Origin of the sequence: Polynucleobacter sp. HIN7 (genome assembly GCF_030297595.1) — a bacterium.
In the GTDB taxonomy this organism is placed as follows: Bacteria; Pseudomonadota; Gammaproteobacteria; order Burkholderiales; family Burkholderiaceae; genus Polynucleobacter.
Genome location: NZ_AP028138.1, coordinates 1,372,165 through 1,389,641, shown reverse-complemented (window position 1 = coordinate 1,389,641; position 17,477 = coordinate 1,372,165). Strand labels below are relative to the sequence as shown.

The window sequence follows — 17,477 nt, the reverse complement described above, 5'->3', positions numbered from 1 at the left end:
AATTAAAAATATTGATAGATTTTATTTAAATATCTGATTTATATGGATTTTTATGGATTATTCATTTCTACTGGGGTGGTTGCCCTGGCAGAAATCGGGGACAAGACCCAGCTTTTGTCACTCATGCTCGCAGCGCGCTATCCCAAGCATGCCTGGCCGATTATTTGGGGGATCTTGCTGGCAACGCTTGTTAACCATGCGCTCGCTGCTTATGTGGGACATTGGGTTTCCGGGCTACTAAGCCCTGATTTACTCCGTTGGATTCTGGGAATTGGATTTTTAGCCCTTGGCGCTTGGCTACTTATCCCCGACAAATTGGATGAGGACCAAGCTGCAAAACCAGCTAAGGGGGCTTGGGCAATATTTGTGTTAACCACTAGCTTATTTTTCATTGCCGAAATGGGTGATAAGACCCAAATCGCCACGATTGCTCTGGGAGCGAAGTATGACAGTGTGGTGTCGGTCACGATTGGGACAACTCTTGGCATGATGCTCGCGAATGCTCCTGCGGTATGGCTTGGTAAACAATTTACCAAGCGCTTGCCAATTACGTGGGTGCATCGTATTGCGGCGATGATATTCATTGTGCTTGGAATGGCGACCTTACTTTGGGGTGGGGATCTTGCGTAAGCGCTAAGTAAAGATCCAACTAAAATCGTTCCATGCGAACCGATTCTGCCAAGCGCTTTTTGCGCTCTCAATACAAAGCTCCCGATTATCAATTTGGCCAAGTAGAGCTTGATTTTGAATTAATGCCGCAACGCACCCTTGTGCATAGTCGCATTGAGGTGATCCCTAGTGAGATCACGCAAACCTCGAAAGACGAGCTCCCCCTTATTTTGGATGGTGAAGAGCTCGAGTTCATTAGCCTGCGTATCAATGGCGAGACGCATCGCCATTTGGAGCTAACGCCGGGGAGACTGGTGATTCATGATTTACCTCAAGGAGGCAAGCAGCGTTTTGTGATTGAAATCAAAACCGCATGCATTCCTGAGAAAAACACCTCATTGATGGGCTTGTATGTCTCACGTGGTAATTTCTTCACGCAGTGCGAAGCGGAAGGGTTTCGCAAAATCACATATTTCCAGGATCGTCCCGATGTGATGGCGCGCTACCGCGTGACCATGCGAGCACTCAAAGCCGATTACCCAGTCTTGCTCTCGAATGGCAATTTGATTGCCAAAGAGGATTTGGCCGATGGTTGGCACAGCGCCATTTGGGAAGACCCGTTTCCAAAGCCTTCCTATCTGTTTGCCTTGGTGGCTGGAAAATTAGTTTGCTTGGAAGATGTCATTACGTCTCGGAGTGGTGATAAAAAACTATTGCAAATTTGGGTTGAGCCGCGGGATCTGCATAAAACCCACCACGCGATGGACTCGCTAAAGCGATCGATTGTTTGGGATGAGAAGCGCTTTGGTTTAGAGCTTGATTTAGAGCGCTTCATGATTGTGGCGGTGAGTGATTTCAATATGGGGGCGATGGAGAACAAGGGCCTCAATATCTTCAATACCAAGTTTGTGCTGGCGGATGCGCAAACGGCAACGGATACGGATTTTGCCAATGTTGAGAGCGTAGTAGCCCACGAGTATTTTCATAATTGGACAGGCAACCGCGTGACCTGTCGGGATTGGTTTCAACTATCACTGAAAGAAGGTTTAACCGTCTTTCGGGATCAAGAGTTTTCAGCCGATCAAATAGGTACAGAGTCTGGTCGGGCGGTTAAGCGCATCGATGATGTGCGTTTACTTCGCCAGCTACAGTTCCCCGAGGATGCGGGGCCCATGGCTCATCCGATACGGCCCGATGAGTATCAAGAAATTAATAACTTCTATACAGTAACGGTCTATGAGAAGGGTGCGGAGGTAGTGCGCATGTACCAAACCTTACTTGGGGTTGATGGCTTTCGTCGCGGCATGGATTTGTATTTCAAGCGTCACGATGGGACGGCGGTGACCTGTGATGAGTTCATCGCCGCGATGGCTGATGCGAATGAGCGCGATCTCAGCCAGTTTAAAAACTGGTACAGCCAATCGGGTACTCCGCGAGTTGAAGTCAATGAACAGTTTGATGCTCGGAAGAAAGAATATCGCTTGACCCTCAAACAACATTGCCCCCCAACACCTGGGCAGAAGACCAAAAAACCATTTCATATTCCCTTGAAGGCGAGTTTGTTATTTGAAAAGGGCGCATCCATTACTGCAAAAGAAGCAAAGCATTTTGGTCAAGAAGTATTGCTAGAGCTAACCCAGTCAGAGCAAACGTGGGTAGTCAAGCAAATCCCGGCAAAACCAGTGCTTTCGATCAATCGGGATTTCTCGGCACCCATTGTGATTGAGCACGAGCAAAGCGAAGCAGAGTTGCTCGCTCTCATGGCAAATGAGACGGATTCATTTAATCGGTGGGAGGCTGTGCAAAAACTAGCTCAGCAATTGATTTTGGTAGGTCGAGAGCCCGATCGGCGATTGCTTGAGGCCTACCGTGAATTGTTGGTCGATCCGCAATTGGATCCGGCGTTCAAACAACTTCTCTTTACACTGCCAGCCGAAACCTATTTGTATGAGCAGGTTCAGTTGGTTGACCCTCAGCAATTGCATTGGGCGCGTAGAGGCTTTAAGTATGCTCTAGCGCAAGCGCTTAAATCCGACTGGGAAAAGACCTACCGCTCGCTCCAAACCTCAGCGAGCTATAGCCCGGACGCAATGAGTATGGGTCGGCGCGCTCTCAAAAATGATGCGCTGATGATGCTCTTAGAAACCAAGGACACTCACTGGTATGAGGTGGCCGAAGAGCAATACGAGTTAGCGAACAACATGACCGATCGCTTTGCGGCATTACAGGCCCTTGTATTCGCTCACGCACCCCAGGCTGAGAATGCCTTAGCTGATTTTTATCAGCGCTTTGCGGAAGACCCGCTCGTGGTTGATAAGTGGTTTGCCTTACAAGCAATGCGACCCCCGCAAACCAAGGGTCAGTCTGTGCTTAGTCATGTGCAAGAGCTGATGCGACACCCCGCATTTCAGATGAATAATCCCAATCGGGTGCGCAGCCTCATTCATGCATTTTGTTTGAGTAACCCAGGTGGATTTCATGGGGTCGATGGTGTGACCTATGCCTTTTGGGCCGAGCAAGTGATTGCATTAGATGAGATTAATCCTCAAGTAGCGGCGCGACTGGCCCGTGGCTTAGACCGTTGGCGTCAGTTTGCATCACGCTACCAGAAGCCGATGAAAGCGGCGCTAAAGACCCTAGCAACAGTCAGTCGGCTTTCCCCAGACGTGCGCGAGGTTGTTTCTAAAGCGTTGGGAGACGCTCATCCTAGCGCCTCGCAAAGGCATTGATTTTGCTGGGATAAAATCTCAGTCTGAACGCAGTATTTTCCAAAGGTTCATGCCGGAATAGCTCAGTTGGTAGAGCAGCGCATTCGTAATGCGAAGGTCGTAGGTTCGATTCCTATTTCCGGCACCAGTTTGCCCCTCAAATAAGTGCTTAAAGTACGGGTTTTCACTAGTCAGTACGGGTTTTACTTATGTGAAAATTTTTGTTTGTTGATGTCTGTCAATTTTTGTCTAAAACTTTTATTGAAGAATTAGTCATCAAAGTTGCTACATAACAAATTTAATACTTTGAAAAAACTTTTTGGAGGAGCAGCCATGCGTTTGAAATTCAAGTCCACTTTATTGAGTGTTGCGTTAATGGCAGGTTTTGCTGCCACCACCACCGCTCAAGCACAGGCTAAGTGGGAGCCAACAAAACCAGTTGAATTCATTATCTCCGCCGGTCCTGGCGGTGGCGCTGACCAAATGGCGCGAATGATTCAGGGAATTATTACAAAGAACAACCTAATGAAGCAGTCAGTCATCCCTGTGAATAAGGGTGCTGGCGCAGGTGCTGAGGGTTATCTGGCAATCAAGGAAGCCAAAGGTGATCCCCATAAGATCATTATTACTTTGTCTAATCTTTTCACCACCCCACGCGCAACCGGAGTGCCTTTCAAATGGCAAGACATGACCCCAGTGGCGATGTTGGCACTTGATCAATTCGTGTTGTGGACTAATACCAGCAAAGGTTACAAGTCTGCCAAAGACTACATCGATGCTGCTAAAGCTGCGGGACCTGGTAAGTTCAAGATGGGTGGAACTGGATCCAAACAAGAGGACCAAATCATTACGGTAGCGCTTGAGAAAGCAACTGGTACTAAGTTCACTTATGTGCCATTTGCTGGTGGTGGCGCCGTAGCGGTTCAGTTGGTGGGTAATCATGTGGATTCCACGGTTAACAACCCAATCGAAGCCGTTGCTCAGTGGCGTGCTGGCTCTTTAACTGCCCAGTGTGTGTTTGACACGCAGCGTATGCCTTACAAAGAGAAAATTACAGCGACTCAATCATGGAATGATGTTCCAACTTGCCGTGAGGTTGGTGTGAACACCGACTATGTCATGTTGCGCGGCATTTTCATGCCACCTGGCGTAACACAGGCGCAAGTTGACTTCTATGTTGACTTGTTCAAAAAAGTTCGTGAGACACCCGAGTGGAAGAAATTTATGATCGACGGCGCATTCAATCAAACCTTTATGTCAGGTAAAGAGTTTGTCAGCTGGTTAGAAAAGGCTGATGCTACCCATGCTCAGCTCATGAAAGAAGCAGGATTTCTTGCGAAGTAATTATGTGACTTGAAAAATAAGACCTCAATGCGGGGTCTTATTTTTTTACCTAATGATTTAAAACTACTAGAAAAGTACGGTTATGTCAGAGCAATCTAATCAAAACGCTTTATTGAGTATGCGTACCGCCGAAATCGTGGTTGCGCTTGCCTTCCTTGTCTTTGCAATCGTCATCATGCAAGGCAGTATTAAATTGGGATCGAGCTGGGGTAGCGATGGCCCTCAAGCAGGCTATTTCCCTTTTTACATTAGTTTGATTATTTTGATTTCCAGTGCCGCAACTTTGATTCAGGCGATTCGCCAAAAAGAATTGAGTAACGAGTCTTTTGTAGATAAAGGCCCATTTCGTCAGGTCTTAGCTGTCTTAGTTCCTGCCTTCGTTTTTGTTCTGATGATGCAGCTCATTGGTATCTATGTTTCTGCTGCCATCTACATTACCTTTTTTATGATCTGGATTGGCAAGTATGCCGCCTGGAAATCATTTGCTCTCGGCGTTGCCATTAGCGTAGCGCTCTACATGATGTTTGAGTTCTGGTTCCAGATCCCATTGCCAAGCGGTTCGTTAATTAACCCGCTTGCATTGGTTGGTATTCAATAAAACAAATTCATCCCAAAAACTAAAACGATAAGAGGAACGTACGGTGGAAGAACTTAACGCACTATTTAACGGTTTTGCAGTTGCGCTAACCCCATTTAACATCATGTTAATGTTAGTCGGCGTGACGCTTGGGGTAATTATTGGCGTCTTGCCTGGCTTGGGTGGAGCCAACGGCATTGCAATTTTGTTGCCATTGACCTTCACGATGTCGCCAACCTCGGCCATCATCATGCTCTCTTGTATTTATTGGGGGGCGTTATTTGGCGGTGCGATTACCTCTATTCTCTTTAATATCCCGGGTGAGCCGTGGTCGGTTGCAACAACCTTTGATGGCTATCCGATGGCTCAGCAGGGTAAAGCAGGTGAAGCCTTAACAATTTCCTTCACCGCATCATTTGTTGGCGCCTTGTTTGCCATCATTATGATTACCTTCTTAGCCCCGATTGTGGCCAAGTTTGCTCTGCGGTTTGGTCCACCAGAGTTCTTTGCGGTCTACCTTTTAACCTTCTGTAGCTTTGTGGGCATGAACAAGGGTTCGCCATTTAAGGTGCTCTCGGCCATGATGCTCGGCTTTGCTCTGGCAGCCGTTGGTATGGATAGCGTGACCGGTCAATTACGTTTGACCTTTGGTTCTACTGAACTGATGCGCGGCTTTGATTTCTTGATCGCGGTGATCGGCCTCTTTGGTATCGGTGAGATCTTGCAATCAATGGAAGAGGGCTTGAATTTCTCGGGCAAGACCGCCAAGATTCGTGCGAAGGTGGTCTTTGAGACCTGGGCGCGCCTGCCTCGTTACTGGGCAACTACACTCCGTAGTTGTTTAATTGGATGCTGGATGGGTATTACTCCCGGTGGCGCAACACCAGCTGCATTTATGAGCTATGGCCTTGCCAAGCAAATGTCCAAAAATCCTAAAGAATTTGGTAAGGGTTCTGAAGAGGGCTTGGTTGCTCCTGAAACAGCAAACAATGCAGCAGGTACCGCTGCGCTTTTGCCAATGTTGTCTTTGGGTATCCCCGGCTCACCTACTGCCGCCGTGTTGTTGGGAGGTCTCTTAATCTGGGGTTTACAGCCCGGCCCATTACTGTTTGTGGAGCAGCCTGACTTTGTTTGGGGCTTGATTGCTAGTATGTACCTGGGCAATATTGCGGCCTTGTTTGTGGTCTTGACCTGCGTTCCCATCTTCGCATCGATTTTGAAGATCCCATTCTCGATCATTGCGCCAGTAATCATTGTGATTTGCTCGGTTGGTGCTTATACCGTGAACAACGCGATGTTCGATGTATGGCTGATGTTAGGCTTCGGTGTATTGGGTTATCTCTTTAAGAAACTTGACTACCCGATGGCGCCGATGGTTTTGGCCTTGGTATTGGGCGATCGCGCAGAGGATTCTTTCCGTCAGGCGATGCTGGTGTCCCAAGGTCATCTTGGAGTCTTCTTCTCGAACCCCTTGGTCGGTTCGATCACAGGGCTAGCATTGATTCTGTTGTTCTGGCCTTTGATCTCAAAATTGAGACCTCAAAAGGCAGCAGCTGCATAATCACCAAAAGGGGGCGCAAGCCCCCTTTCTTCATCCAGAGCCTTTCTGGATAAAATAACGATATGCTTTTCCCCCACCAAAAACTGATCCATTGGCTTTGTGCGATCGCCTTTTCATGGAGTATTTTTACCCCATCGTTAGCCCAAGCCTTTTTCCATTCGGCCAATACAAATTTTCTGACCATGGAACTGTGTGTGGTGGATGGTTCCAAGCAAACCGTTAATTTAGATACTGAAGCGCCGACTACGATGGCCGGCGACTGTCCCTACTGTGTCGCGCAATCAATGGCGCCATTGAACCTACTAACCAATCTTGGATTTGCAAGCCCCGCAATACCTATTTTGACTCCCAGTCTCTATTTGGAGTCTCCCAAAACTCTCTTTGCGTGGGTCAAGCTCCCCTCTCAGGGACCGCCTTCAAATCATTGCGTCTAATTTAGTGGCAGGGGTTTTGAACCCTTTATGCAATGTAGTTTTCATTTGAAGGATTTATATGAACATCAATTTTTTACAAGCAGTGACAGCAAGTGCTCTGATCGCGTTTTCAAGCTCCACTTTGGCGCACAATGATATGAAGAGCCCAGAGTATCGAATTGGGCAACTCAAGATTGAGCACCCTTATGCACGCGCGACGGCCCCTGGGCAAAAAGCTGCAGGCGGATTTATGAAGATTGAAAACAAAGGGGCTGCTGATCAATTAATTGCAGCAAGCTCCCCAGTCGCTGGCGAGATGCAATTGCATACCATGACAATGGATGGCAACGTCATGAAAATGCGCGAGGTGAAAGTGATTGATGTGCCAGCAAACGGGTCCGTCGAGCTCAAACCAGGTGGTTTGCACCTAATGTTTATCGATATTAAAAGCCCACTCAAGGCAGGCGAATCTGTCCCAGTTAAGCTGAAATTTCAGAAAGCCGGTGAAGTCGAAATCAAGGTACCGGTGCGCGAGATGGGCTCAGGTTCTGGGCACATGAAGCACTAGTCAGGCCACAGCAGTCATACAGCCTGCCTCGCTATGGGCGATTCAGGCTGTGTCGAGTTAAGTTAATTAATCCAGATTTCGGTCAGTAACAGCTCCTTTGCTGGCAGAGCTTGCTAAACGGGCATATTTAGCCAATAAACCACGTGTATACCGGGATTTTGGTTGTTTCCAGGCGGCGCGCCGTTTAGCAATCTCTTCCTCTGGAACATTGAGTTGGATTAACAACTTATGCGCATCGATCGTGACCGAGTCACCTTCTTCAATTAGGGCAATGGTGCCGCCTACAAAGGCCTCGGGAGCAACGTGACCGACCACCATTCCCCAGGTACCCCCTGAGAACCGCCCATCGGTAATAAGTCCAACGGTCTCACCAAGCCCCTGGCCAACGAGAGCGGAAGTAGGAGCTAACATTTCTCGCATACCGGGACCGCCTTTGGGACCCTCGTACCGAATCACGACCACATCACCGTGCTTAATTTTCTGAGCCATGATGGCCTCCATGGCCTCGTCTTCGGAGTTGAATACGCGAGCTGGACCTGTAATCGATGGATTCTTGAGGCCAGTAATTTTGGCGACACAGCCCTCGGGCGAGATATTGCCCTTGAGGATCGCCAAGTGCCCTTGGGGATAGAGCGGATTATCTAAAGTCCGAATGACCTTCTGATCGGCTCTTGGTTTAGATGGAACATCTTTGAGGGTCTCCGCAATCGTTTTGCCGGTGATGGTCATGCAATCACCATGGAGTAGACCGCCGTCTAACAAAATCTTCATAACCTGTGGAATGCCGCCTGCTAGATGCAGATCGGGTGCCAAATACGTGCCCGATGGTTTCATGTCGGCGATCACGGGGACGCGTTTACGAATCCGCTCAAAGTCATCAATGGTCCACTCAATCTCGGCAGCACTCGCAATTGCCAAAAAGTGCAGAACAGCATTGGTCGAACCACCTACGGCCATGATGACACTGACCGCGTTCTCAAGGGATTTTTTGGTAATGATGTCGCGTGGCCGAATATTATTTTTGATCGCTTGAACCAATACGCGGGCTGACTCGGCTGCGCTATCGACCTTTTCTTGGTCAACGTTGGACATGGTTGAAGAGTAGGGCAGGCTCATCCCTAGCGCTTCAAACGAGGAGCTCATGGTATTGGCGGTATACATGCCACCACAAGAACCACTGCTTGGACAAGCGTTTTGCTCAACGCCTTTGAGGTCCTCCTCGGTTAAGCGTCCAGAGGTAAATTCGCCAACGGCCTCAAAGGCAGAAACGATATTGAGCTCTTTACCTTTGTAATGACCTGCTTTGATGGTGCCGCCGTATACATAGATTCCAGGGACGTTGGTGCGCGCTAGCGCAATCATGCCGCCGGGCATGTTTTTGTCACAGCCGCCAATGACCACCACGCCGTCTTGCCAGAGGCCATTGACACAAACCTCAATACTGTCGGCAATCACCTCGCGCGAGACGAGGGAATATTTCATGCCTTCGGTACCCATGCCGATTCCATCGGAGACTGTGGGCGTCCCAAAGACTTGGGCTTTGGCACCCGCTTTCTCCAGAGCATCGATTGCCGCATCGGCTAGTTTTTGTAGGCCGCTATTACATGGGGTAATGGTGGAGTGGCCGTTGGCCACTCCCACCATCGGTTTAACAAAATCTTCCTCTTTGTAGCCCATGGCGTAGTACATGGATCGATTGGGTGCGCGTGCAACCCCTTCGGTCACCATGCGTGAACGCTCATTCATGCGTTTTGGGGCTTGTTTTTGGTCTGCCATATCATTGTCTCCGCGATTAAATTGCCATCATTTCAAAGCTGTCTTTTCCTGCCCCGCAATCAGGGCAGGCCCAATCGGCAGGGACATCGTCCCATTTGGTGCCTGGTGCAATGCCATCCTCGGGGCGGCCTGCTGATTCGTCATAAATAAAGCCGCAAACAATACAAAGATAAGTTCTCATGGGTTTGTGATTCACGTATTGATGTAGAAAGGTATTTTAGGGATATCCAGCAAAATTAGCCTTATAGCTAATAGCCAGTCCAGTTATGGGGGGTTACATTGTTGATCTATAAGTAATTTCAAGGTAATGATAAGCCATGACGCGATTAACCGGCACCGTGTATCTCATCGATGATGACAACTCGATGAGAGATTCATTGGCGCGGATGTTGCGCGATGTTGGTTACTCGATACAAGATTTTGAGAGTGCCACTTCGTTTTTACAAAATTCATTACCAGTTGCGCCAGCTGTGATCGTGCTTGATATGCAAATGCCGGATGTCAGTGGTCTCGATTTAATGGAACGACTGGAGAAATTGGGTCGTAAAACCCCCATCGTATTTTTAAGTGGCCAAAGCCATCCCCAGCAGATTGTCAAAGGTCTTAAAAAAGGTGCGCTGGATTTTCTGTTTAAGCCCTTCAATATTGATGAGCTCTTGCAAGCTATCGATCAAGCCCTTGATTACGACCAAAAACAACTCAAACGTAATTTAAAAGATGGGGAAATTAAGCGCAACTTCAATACCCTAACACCTCGAGAAAAGGAGGTGTGTACCTTACTCGTGGAGGGCCTCATGAATAAAGAAATTGCTGAGCGCTTAGGCACGACCGATGCCACGATTAAGGTCCACAAGGCCAGGGTCATGGAAAAAATGCAAGCGAACTCGGTTCAGGATTTGGTGAAATTCTATTTGGAGTCCAATTTAACAAGGTAAGTATTAGCCCTAGGGTCGATAGCCAAATATTGTTATTTATGTCATATTCTGAAGCAATTAAGCCGATACGATTGATATACAAGGCATTGATTCAATTACAAATAATTATAAAAACTATATAAAAGTGAGACGCATTTGGTGATGAATAAACGCGTTCCAGATGTTCGAGGAGAGGTTCTTAAAAAGGCTCGTGAAGCCAAGGGTCTCACTGTCTCCGAATTAGCGAGCAAGGTTTGCTTTTCGACTAAACAAATTGAGCAGCTTGAAAATGGTGAGAAAAGCCATTTCTATTCCCTGGCGATTAAAGCGAATGCAGCAAAACGGGTAGCCGATGAGTTGGGCATCAGCCAAGAGGATGTATTTGATTTTGGACCTGACTTGATCGAAGCTGCAAAAGTCCGTCAAGAGAGTTCAAAGGAAGCAGCAAGTCTATCTTCGCCACTAGAGGCACAATCGAACTCTTCTGAGCCTGTTAAGAAAGAAGAATCTCAGAAGAAAACTTCTCAACCTAAACGCACGACTCCAAAAAAGACTGCAGACCAAAAGGTAGAGCAGCTCGAGCGGTTTGATGAGACTCCCAAGCCAATTATTAAAAAGAATCGCACCCTCATTTACTTTGGTAGTGCTGCAATCGTCGCCGCCATTGGAATAGTGACTCTGAATATGAATCAACCGCAGCCAGTGAAGTCAGTAGAGGTCGCAAAACTGCCATCGGAAACGATTGCAGCGGAGTCCAAAAAGGAAGAAGTAGTAAGTGCGGCACCAACTGCCAACACCCCAGCACTCGTTGCTTCAGAGGCGACAAATACTTGCCCATCGGAAGATGCCAGTCCAAAAAGTTACCGTATGGCTAATGCATCAAAGCCTGGCAATATGGTCTATGTGCAAAGCCGAAGTGCCCAAACGATCTGTGTAAAAGATGCAAGCGGCAAACTGGAGAAAAAGAGCTTGGAAGCAGGGGGCTCATATTCCTTCTATGGAAAGGCCCCCTTTGTGGTGATGACCTCCAGCTTAGGTCAAACCGATCTCTTTTTTCAGGGTTATAAAGTGAAAATTGATAACCCAAATGCCAAGAGCATTATTTTGGAAGAAGTGGCCCTCTAGACAGCGGCGTCGTCTACTTCGCCCGTACGAATCCGGATCGCTTGCTCAACTGGGCTCACAAAAATTTTGCCATCCCCAATTTTTCCAGTTCGCGCCGCTTTAATGATCGCTTCGGTGACGGTTTCCACCAAGTTATCGGCCACAACCACTTCCACTTTCACCTTGGGTAAAAAGTCGACAACATACTCGGCGCCCCGATAGAGTTCGGTGTGACCCTTTTGGCGACCAAAGCCTTTCACCTCAGTGACCGTCAGACCAGTAACGCCAACTTCGGCAAGTGCCTCACGGACCTCATCAAGTTTGAACGGTTTAATAATGGATGTAATCAGTTTCATAGCGTCTCCTTTGCCTCCATCATACTCAAGGATCATGACCTATTCATGCCCCCACTATTTTTAGGCCTAGAGTTTTGCTCCAGAAGTAATGGGGTAGCGCCAATCGCGGCCAAAAGCGCGTGCAGTAATTCTGACACCCGGGGGCGCCTGACGCCGTTTGTATTCATTGATTTGAATGAGGCGGGTAATTTTTTGCACTGCCGCAGAATCATAGCCTGCTGCAATGATCTCAGCGCTTGATTGATTCTGTTCCATATAACGCGCCAAGATCGCATCAAGCACCTCATACGGTGGCAGACTATCTTGATCGGTTTGATTGGGGCGCAGTTCTGCCGACGGTGGGCGCGTCAGAATTCGCTCAGGGATCACGGGTTTGATCTGATTGCGATAGCGACACAACTGATAGACCAAGGTCTTGGCAATATCTTTAATCACGGCAAAGCCACCGGCCATGTCGCCGTAGAGGGTGCAGTACCCAACAGCCATTTCACTCTTGTTGCCGGTGGTAAGAACCAAGCGACCCGTTTTATTGGAGAGGGCCATCAAGATCGTGCCACGCACCCGTGCCTGAATATTTTCTTCGGTGGTGTCGCTAGGTAAATTGGCAAACTGTGCTTGTAGAGCATCTTCAAAAGCCTTCACCGGCTCCTGAATCGAAATCTCATCGTATTGCACGCCCAAGTTAGATGCCAACTCACGGGCATCGAGCCAAGAAATTTCAGCGGTATAGGGCGAGGGCATCATGACTGCGCGCACTTTCTCTGCGCCCAGTGCATCGACTGCAATCGCTAAGACTAAGGCGGAGTCCACGCCACCTGACAAGCCAAGAATTACTCCTGGAAAACAGTTCTTACGGACATAATCGCGCGTCCCCATCACGAGTGCGGCATAGACTTGCGCCTCGAGAGTTAATGCGGGAGTAATCTCGCCTCGTTGTGGTTCGTCTCCTATAAGCTCAATAAATCCGACCCCTTCCTGAAACTGCGGCATGGCAAACACCAGCTCGCCATAGGAGTTCACAGCGCAGGATCCGCCATCAAAGACGAGTTCGTCTTGTCCACCCACCATATTGAGATAAAGGATGGGTAGGCCACAGGCTTGACTCTGCTCTTTGAGTAGTTCGTAGCGAGTCTGTTCTTTTTGCAAATGGTAGGGTGAAGCATTGAGGACTACCAGTATTTGCGCCCCCGCATTCTTGGCTAGACGCGCTGGCTCTGAATGCCAAATGTCTTCGCATAACAAAACACCTAGTTTTAAACCGTGATGATCAAAAACACAGGCATTCTCACCCGCCACGAAATAACGCTTCTCATCAAACACTTCATGGTTGGGTAATTCCTGTTTGAAGTAAGTGGCAATCACTTTGCCATTCTGAATGACTGATGCTGAATTGTGCAGACCCGCATCGGATTCGCAGGGGTGGCCCACAATCACGGTTAATCCACTCAACTCTTGAAGTTGTTCGCATAGAGACTGAAGTACAGTCCGTGTCTCTTGAATAAATCCGGGGCGCAGTAATAGATCTTCTGGAGGGTAGCCAGTTAAAGAAAGCTCTGGAGTTAAAAGTAGACTGGCGCCGTGTTCATGGGCATCTTGCGCTGCCTGAAAAATCGCTTGCGCGTTGCCAACGCAATCCCCCAAAAGAGGATTGAGTTGCGCCATGGCAATCTGCATGGGGGAATGAGTGCGCTGACTCATAACCTACGCCATGCACGATTCATATTTATGCCTTCTCTTTCTGATAGCGGGCCATACCATCGGTAATCTCTTTGTGCGCGTCGGCAATCGAGCCCCAGCCTTTGACCTTGACCCACTTGCCTTTCTCAAGATCTTTGTAATGCTCAAAGAAATGCTGAATCTGATTCAAACGCATCTGGTTGATATCCTCGGAGCTCTCCCAATGGCTATAGATCGATAAAATGCGATCTTCAGGAACGGCTAGTAACTTGGCATCGTCACCAGCTTCATCGTTCATTTGTAAGACGCCTAGGGCACGGCAGCTAACCACCACGCCAGGAATCAATGGAAAGGGTGTAATTACCAAGACGTCGACTGGATCACCGTCGCCCGCAATGGTCTTGGGAATGTAACCATAGTTGCAGGGATAGTGCATGGCGGTGCCCATAAAGCGGTCCACGAAGATCGCCCCGGTTTCCTTATCGACCTCATATTTAATGGGGTCGGCGTTCATGGGGATTTCAATAATGACGTTAAAGTTCTCGGGAACCCGTTTTCCTGGGCTGACGTTATCAAGACTCATACATACTCCAAATTAAATAAAAATCGGTCTGCTTAGTAGATACCCTGATCTTAGCAAAGTGGCAAATCACTAAATCTGTTGGATACTTTTGAAAGCCAGGCTTGCTATTTTAAGCCTTTAGGCGAATAGCAAGATTGTCGTATCAAAATTAAATTGAATCCTCAACCAAGTAGGAGTGATTTAGCATGAGTGATGTGACTGTAGGTCTGTATTTTGCCTTAGCGTGCGGCGTCATCGCAGTGGTTTATGGCTTTGTGATGCGTACGTGGATTCTCAAACAAGACACTGGCAATGCCAAGATGGTTGAGATTGCCGAAGCGATTCAGCAGGGTGCGGCTGCTTATCTCGCGCGCCAATATAAAACGATTGCAATTGTGGGTGTAGTGCTAACCATTCTGATGGCGGTCTTTCTCGATTTAGCAACTGCGATTGGTTTTGTGATCGGCGCCGTGTTATCGGGCGCTTGCGGCTTCATCGGTATGAACGTCTCCGTGCGTGCAAATGTGCGTACTGCGCAAGCAGCAACTCAGGGCATGAACCAAGCTTTGAACGTCGCCTTCAAAGGCGGCGCTATTACCGGCATGCTCGTGGTTGGTTTAGGACTCTTGGGCGTCGGTGTATTTTTCATGCTCCTGGTATCGATGGATAACGGTCAAGACCTCTCGGATGTGTTGCACCCCCTAATTGGTTTAGCATTCGGTTCTTCCTTAATTTCAATCTTTGCACGTCTGGGCGGCGGTATCTTTACTAAGGGCGCCGACGTCGGCGCTGACTTGGTGGGTAAAGTCGAAGCAGGCATTCCAGAAGATGATCCGCGCAATCCGGCGGTGATTGCCGATAACGTGGGTGATAACGTGGGTGATTGCGCAGGAATGGCCGCCGACTTATTTGAGACCTATGCGGTGACCTTAATTGCAACCATGGTCTTGGGCGCACTAATGGTGATGAATGCTCCCGTTGCGGCAGTGGTCTACCCGTTAGTCCTTGGCGGTATTTCGATCATTGCCTCGATTATTGGCTGCTCGTTTGTTAAAGCAAGCCCCGGCATGAAAAACGTCATGCCCGCTTTGTATAAAGGCTTGATCATCTCCGGATTAATTTCATTAGTGGGTTTTTACTTTGTGACCAACTGGATTATTCCAGACGATGCTTTAGGAATTCCGGGTAGTCAGTGGCGCTTATTTGGCTCATCGATTGTGGGTCTGTTACTCACTGCAGGTTTAGTGTGGATCACCGAGTACTACACCGGTACCGATTACAAACCAGTGAAGCATATTGCCGAAGCCTCCACCAAAGGTCATGGCACGAACATCATTGCAGGCTTAGGCGTATCGATGCGCTCGACAGCTTACCCGGTGATCTTCGTCTGTATCGCCATCTTTGCAGCCTATTACTTAGCCGGTCTTTATGGCATCGCTGTAGCCGCAACGGCCATGCTTTCACTCGCAGGGATTGTGGTAGCTCTGGATGCCTATGGCCCAATTACAGACAATGCTGGTGGTATTGCCGAGATGGCAGGTTTGCCGGATTCGGTCCGTGATATTACCGACCCATTGGATGCGGTTGGCAACACTACTAAGGCAGTGACCAAGGGCTATGCGATTGGCTCAGCCGGTCTTGCATCCTTGGTACTCTTTGCCGACTACACCCATGCTTTAGAAGCAATTGGTCAGCAAGTTACCTTTGATCTTTCGAACCATATGGTCATCATCGGCCTCTTTATTGGTGGCTTGATTCCTTACCTCTTCGGAGCGATGGCGATGGAGGCAGTAGGGCGTTGCGCTGGAGCTGTGGTGGAGGAAGTGCGCCGTCAGTTCAGGGAGATCCCCGGCATCATGGAAGGAACTGCAAAGCCAGAGTACGGCAAAGCGGTCGACATGCTCACTTCTGCAGCGATCAAGGAAATGATTATTCCTTCGCTCTTACCAGTAGTGGTTCCGATTCTAGTCGGCCTATTCTTGGGACCAGCAGCATTGGGCGGACTCTTGATGGGCACGATTATTACGGGACTCTTTGTCGCAATCTCCATGTGTACCGGTGGCGGTGCTTGGGATAATGCCAAGAAATACATTGAAGAGGGTAACCATGGTGGCAAAGGTTCAGAAGCGCACAAAGCTGCCGTGACTGGCGATACCGTAGGTGACCCCTACAAAGATACTGCGGGCCCAGCAGTAAACCCACTCATTAAGATCATTAATATCGTGGCACTCTTAATCGTGCCACTCTTGCCTGTGGTTCGTTAGGTCTTAACGGATCAAATTAAAACGCCCAGCATTGCTGGGCGTTTTGCTTAGGGAGCAGGCTTAAGTCAAGAACAATTACTCGAGACCTTCCAGATAACGTTGCGCATCCAATGCTGCCATACAACCCGTGCCCGCACTGGTAATGGCCTGGCGATAGATGTGATCTTGGACGTCACCTGCTGCAAAGACACCAGGGATATTGGTTGCAGTGGCATTGCCCTCTAAGCCCGAGTGCGTTTTGATGTAGCCATTGTTCATGTCAAGTTGACCTACGAACAAATCGGTATTAGGTTTGTGACCAATCGCAATGAAGGCACCCGATACCGCAATCTCTTCGGTGCTGCCATCCTGTTTTTTGATACGAACTCCCGTCACACCCTTGTCATCACCCAAGACTTCATCGAGGGTGGCGTTGAGTTTGAGTTCAACCTTACCTTCGGCTACTTTTGCCATTAAGCGATCATTCAGAATCGGCTCTGCACGGAACTTATCGCGGCGATGGATCACCGTCACCTTACGAGCAATGCCCGTCAGATAGAGCGCTTCCTCAACGGCGGTATTGCCACCCCCAATTACGCACACATCCTGACCCTTGTAAAAGAAGCCATCACAGGTTGCACACCCTGAAACCCCCCGACCCATGAATGCCTCCTCACTTGGAAGTCCAAGGTATTGAGCGGAAGCTCCCGTCGAGATGATGAGTGCATCACAGGTGTAAGTGCCAGAGTCACCTACTAAGCGAATCGGCTTTTCAGTGAGGGCTGCCGTATGGATGTGATCAAAAATGATCTCGGTATTAAAGTGCTCGGCATGCTTTAGAAAGCGATCCATGAGCTCGGGTCCTTGGACGCCATTGGGGTCAGCAGGCCAATTTTCCACATCGGTGGTGGTCATGAGCTGGCCGCCTTGCGCGAGCCCGGTAATCAGGGTGGGCTTGAGGTTGGCGCGGGCTGCATAGACCGCAGCGGTGTAGCCGGCTGGGCCCGAGCCCAGAATCAGTACTTTAGAGTGTTTAGTAGTTGTCGTCATCCCTAAATTATAGAG

Annotated in this window: 16 protein-coding genes and 1 tRNA gene; 11 read left to right on the top strand and 6 right to left on the bottom strand. The window is 48.7% G+C overall.

The genetic code is table 11. The annotated features are described in order from the left end of the window. Nucleotides 1–42: 42 nt before the first annotated feature. The 8 genes from QUE64_RS06985 (at nucleotide 43) to QUE64_RS06950 (ending at nucleotide 7,780) form a co-directional block, all read left to right on the top strand. Complete coding sequence (locus QUE64_RS06985; RefSeq protein ID WP_286225101.1) at nucleotides 43–630, top strand: TMEM165/GDT1 family protein; 588 nt, start codon at nucleotides 43–45, stop codon at nucleotides 628–630. Between the two features lie 32 nt (nucleotides 631–662). Further along, nucleotides 663–3,338, top strand: a complete 2,676-nt coding sequence (gene pepN, locus QUE64_RS06980) for an aminopeptidase N (RefSeq protein ID WP_286225100.1) — start codon at nucleotides 663–665, stop codon at nucleotides 3,336–3,338. 51 nt (nucleotides 3,339–3,389) lie between these two features. Further along, a tRNA-Thr gene (locus QUE64_RS06975) sits at nucleotides 3,390–3,465 on the top strand. A 185-nt stretch (nucleotides 3,466–3,650) separates the two neighbouring features. Next, nucleotides 3,651–4,661: a Bug family tripartite tricarboxylate transporter substrate binding protein gene (locus tag QUE64_RS06970; RefSeq protein ID WP_458574679.1), complete on the top strand. Its 1,011-nt coding sequence runs from the start codon at nucleotides 3,651–3,653 to the stop codon at nucleotides 4,659–4,661. A gap of 82 nt (nucleotides 4,662–4,743) precedes the next feature. Next, a complete protein-coding gene (locus QUE64_RS06965) occupies nucleotides 4,744–5,259 on the top strand; it encodes a tripartite tricarboxylate transporter TctB family protein (protein ID WP_286225099.1) in 516 nt (171 codons plus the stop codon). A 43-nt stretch (nucleotides 5,260–5,302) separates the two neighbouring features. After that, nucleotides 5,303–6,799, top strand: coding sequence for a tripartite tricarboxylate transporter permease (locus QUE64_RS06960; RefSeq protein WP_286223354.1), 1,497 nt, complete (start codon nucleotides 5,303–5,305; stop codon nucleotides 6,797–6,799). Between the two features lie 62 nt (nucleotides 6,800–6,861). Further along, on the top strand, nucleotides 6,862–7,233 hold the full coding sequence (locus tag QUE64_RS06955) for a DUF2946 family protein (RefSeq protein WP_286225098.1): 372 nt from the start codon (nucleotides 6,862–6,864) through the stop codon (nucleotides 7,231–7,233). Between the two features lie 58 nt (nucleotides 7,234–7,291). Next, entirely contained in the window at nucleotides 7,292–7,780 is a 489-nt protein-coding gene (locus QUE64_RS06950; protein ID WP_286225097.1) for a copper chaperone PCu(A)C, read from the top strand. Nucleotides 7,781–7,846: 66 nt separating this feature from the next. Here the strand turns inward: QUE64_RS06950 and ilvD are convergent, their stop codons facing one another. Next, nucleotides 7,847–9,526, bottom strand: coding sequence for a dihydroxy-acid dehydratase (gene ilvD / locus QUE64_RS06945; RefSeq protein WP_286226192.1), 1,680 nt, complete (start codon nucleotides 9,524–9,526; stop codon nucleotides 7,847–7,849). A gap of 46 nt (nucleotides 9,527–9,572) precedes the next feature. After that, nucleotides 9,573–9,737, bottom strand: a complete 165-nt coding sequence (locus tag QUE64_RS06940) for a rubredoxin (RefSeq protein ID WP_108508877.1) — start codon at nucleotides 9,735–9,737, stop codon at nucleotides 9,573–9,575. Nucleotides 9,738–9,873: 136 nt separating this feature from the next. Between QUE64_RS06940 and QUE64_RS06935 the strand changes: the two genes are divergently transcribed. After that, entirely contained in the window at nucleotides 9,874–10,491 is a 618-nt protein-coding gene (locus QUE64_RS06935; RefSeq protein ID WP_286225096.1) for a response regulator transcription factor, read from the top strand. 141 nt (nucleotides 10,492–10,632) lie between these two features. Then, the gene (locus QUE64_RS06930) at nucleotides 10,633–11,595 is read left to right on the top strand and encodes a helix-turn-helix domain-containing protein (protein WP_286225095.1); all 963 of its coding nucleotides are present in this window, start codon (nucleotides 10,633–10,635) and stop codon (nucleotides 11,593–11,595) included. On the opposite strand, the gene QUE64_RS06925 is transcribed toward QUE64_RS06930, so the two are convergent. From QUE64_RS06925 to ppa, 3 genes are all read right to left on the bottom strand, one after another. After that, nucleotides 11,592–11,930, bottom strand: coding sequence for a P-II family nitrogen regulator (locus QUE64_RS06925; RefSeq protein ID WP_286225094.1), 339 nt, complete (start codon nucleotides 11,928–11,930; stop codon nucleotides 11,592–11,594). The genes QUE64_RS06930 and QUE64_RS06925 overlap by 4 nt on opposite strands. 66 nt (nucleotides 11,931–11,996) lie before the next feature. Then, nucleotides 11,997–13,628, bottom strand: coding sequence for an NAD+ synthase (locus tag QUE64_RS06920; RefSeq protein ID WP_286225093.1), 1,632 nt, complete (start codon nucleotides 13,626–13,628; stop codon nucleotides 11,997–11,999). 25 nt (nucleotides 13,629–13,653) lie between these two features. Next, nucleotides 13,654–14,190, bottom strand: coding sequence for an inorganic diphosphatase (gene ppa / locus QUE64_RS06915; protein ID WP_286223346.1), 537 nt, complete (start codon nucleotides 14,188–14,190; stop codon nucleotides 13,654–13,656). A 185-nt stretch (nucleotides 14,191–14,375) separates the two neighbouring features. Between ppa and QUE64_RS06910 the strand changes: the two genes are divergently transcribed. Continuing rightward, the gene (locus QUE64_RS06910) at nucleotides 14,376–16,433 is read left to right on the top strand and encodes a sodium-translocating pyrophosphatase (protein WP_286225092.1); all 2,058 of its coding nucleotides are present in this window, start codon (nucleotides 14,376–14,378) and stop codon (nucleotides 16,431–16,433) included. A gap of 75 nt (nucleotides 16,434–16,508) precedes the next feature. Here QUE64_RS06910 and trxB read toward each other — a convergent pair whose 3' ends face one another. Beyond that, nucleotides 16,509–17,462 carry a thioredoxin-disulfide reductase gene (gene trxB, locus QUE64_RS06905; protein WP_286225091.1) on the bottom strand — a complete coding sequence of 318 codons (954 nt, stop codon included), beginning with the start codon at nucleotides 17,460–17,462 and terminating at the stop codon, nucleotides 16,509–16,511. Nucleotides 17,463–17,477: the final 15 nt, after the last annotated feature.

Excerpts from the sequence above, each read along its gene's own strand:
- trxB (WP_286225091.1), bottom strand. The coding sequence starts at position 17,462 with ATGACGACAACTACTAAACACTCTAAAGTACTGATTCTGGGCTCGGGC.
- QUE64_RS06985 (WP_286225101.1), top strand. The coding sequence starts at position 43 with ATGGATTTTTATGGATTATTCATTTCTACTGGGGTGGTTGCCCTGGCA.
- QUE64_RS06955 (WP_286225098.1), top strand. The coding sequence starts at position 6,862 with ATGCTTTTCCCCCACCAAAAACTGATCCATTGGCTTTGTGCGATCGCC.
- QUE64_RS06940 (WP_108508877.1), bottom strand. The coding sequence starts at position 9,737 with ATGAGAACTTATCTTTGTATTGTTTGCGGCTTTATTTATGACGAATCA.
- QUE64_RS06930 (WP_286225095.1), top strand. The coding sequence starts at position 10,633 with ATGAATAAACGCGTTCCAGATGTTCGAGGAGAGGTTCTTAAAAAGGCT.
- QUE64_RS06910 (WP_286225092.1), top strand. The coding sequence starts at position 14,376 with ATGAGTGATGTGACTGTAGGTCTGTATTTTGCCTTAGCGTGCGGCGTC.
- QUE64_RS06965 (WP_286225099.1), top strand. The coding sequence starts at position 4,744 with ATGTCAGAGCAATCTAATCAAAACGCTTTATTGAGTATGCGTACCGCC.
- QUE64_RS06970 (WP_458574679.1), top strand. The coding sequence starts at position 3,651 with ATGCGTTTGAAATTCAAGTCCACTTTATTGAGTGTTGCGTTAATGGCA.
- ppa (WP_286223346.1), bottom strand. The coding sequence starts at position 14,190 with ATGAGTCTTGATAACGTCAGCCCAGGAAAACGGGTTCCCGAGAACTTT.
- ilvD (WP_286226192.1), bottom strand. The coding sequence starts at position 9,526 with ATGAATGAGCGTTCACGCATGGTGACCGAAGGGGTTGCACGCGCACCC.
- pepN (WP_286225100.1), top strand. The coding sequence starts at position 663 with ATGCGAACCGATTCTGCCAAGCGCTTTTTGCGCTCTCAATACAAAGCT.
- QUE64_RS06920 (WP_286225093.1), bottom strand. The coding sequence starts at position 13,628 with ATGAGTCAGCGCACTCATTCCCCCATGCAGATTGCCATGGCGCAACTC.
- QUE64_RS06925 (WP_286225094.1), bottom strand. The coding sequence starts at position 11,930 with ATGAAACTGATTACATCCATTATTAAACCGTTCAAACTTGATGAGGTC.
- QUE64_RS06950 (WP_286225097.1), top strand. The coding sequence starts at position 7,292 with ATGAACATCAATTTTTTACAAGCAGTGACAGCAAGTGCTCTGATCGCG.
- QUE64_RS06935 (WP_286225096.1), top strand. The coding sequence starts at position 9,874 with ATGACGCGATTAACCGGCACCGTGTATCTCATCGATGATGACAACTCG.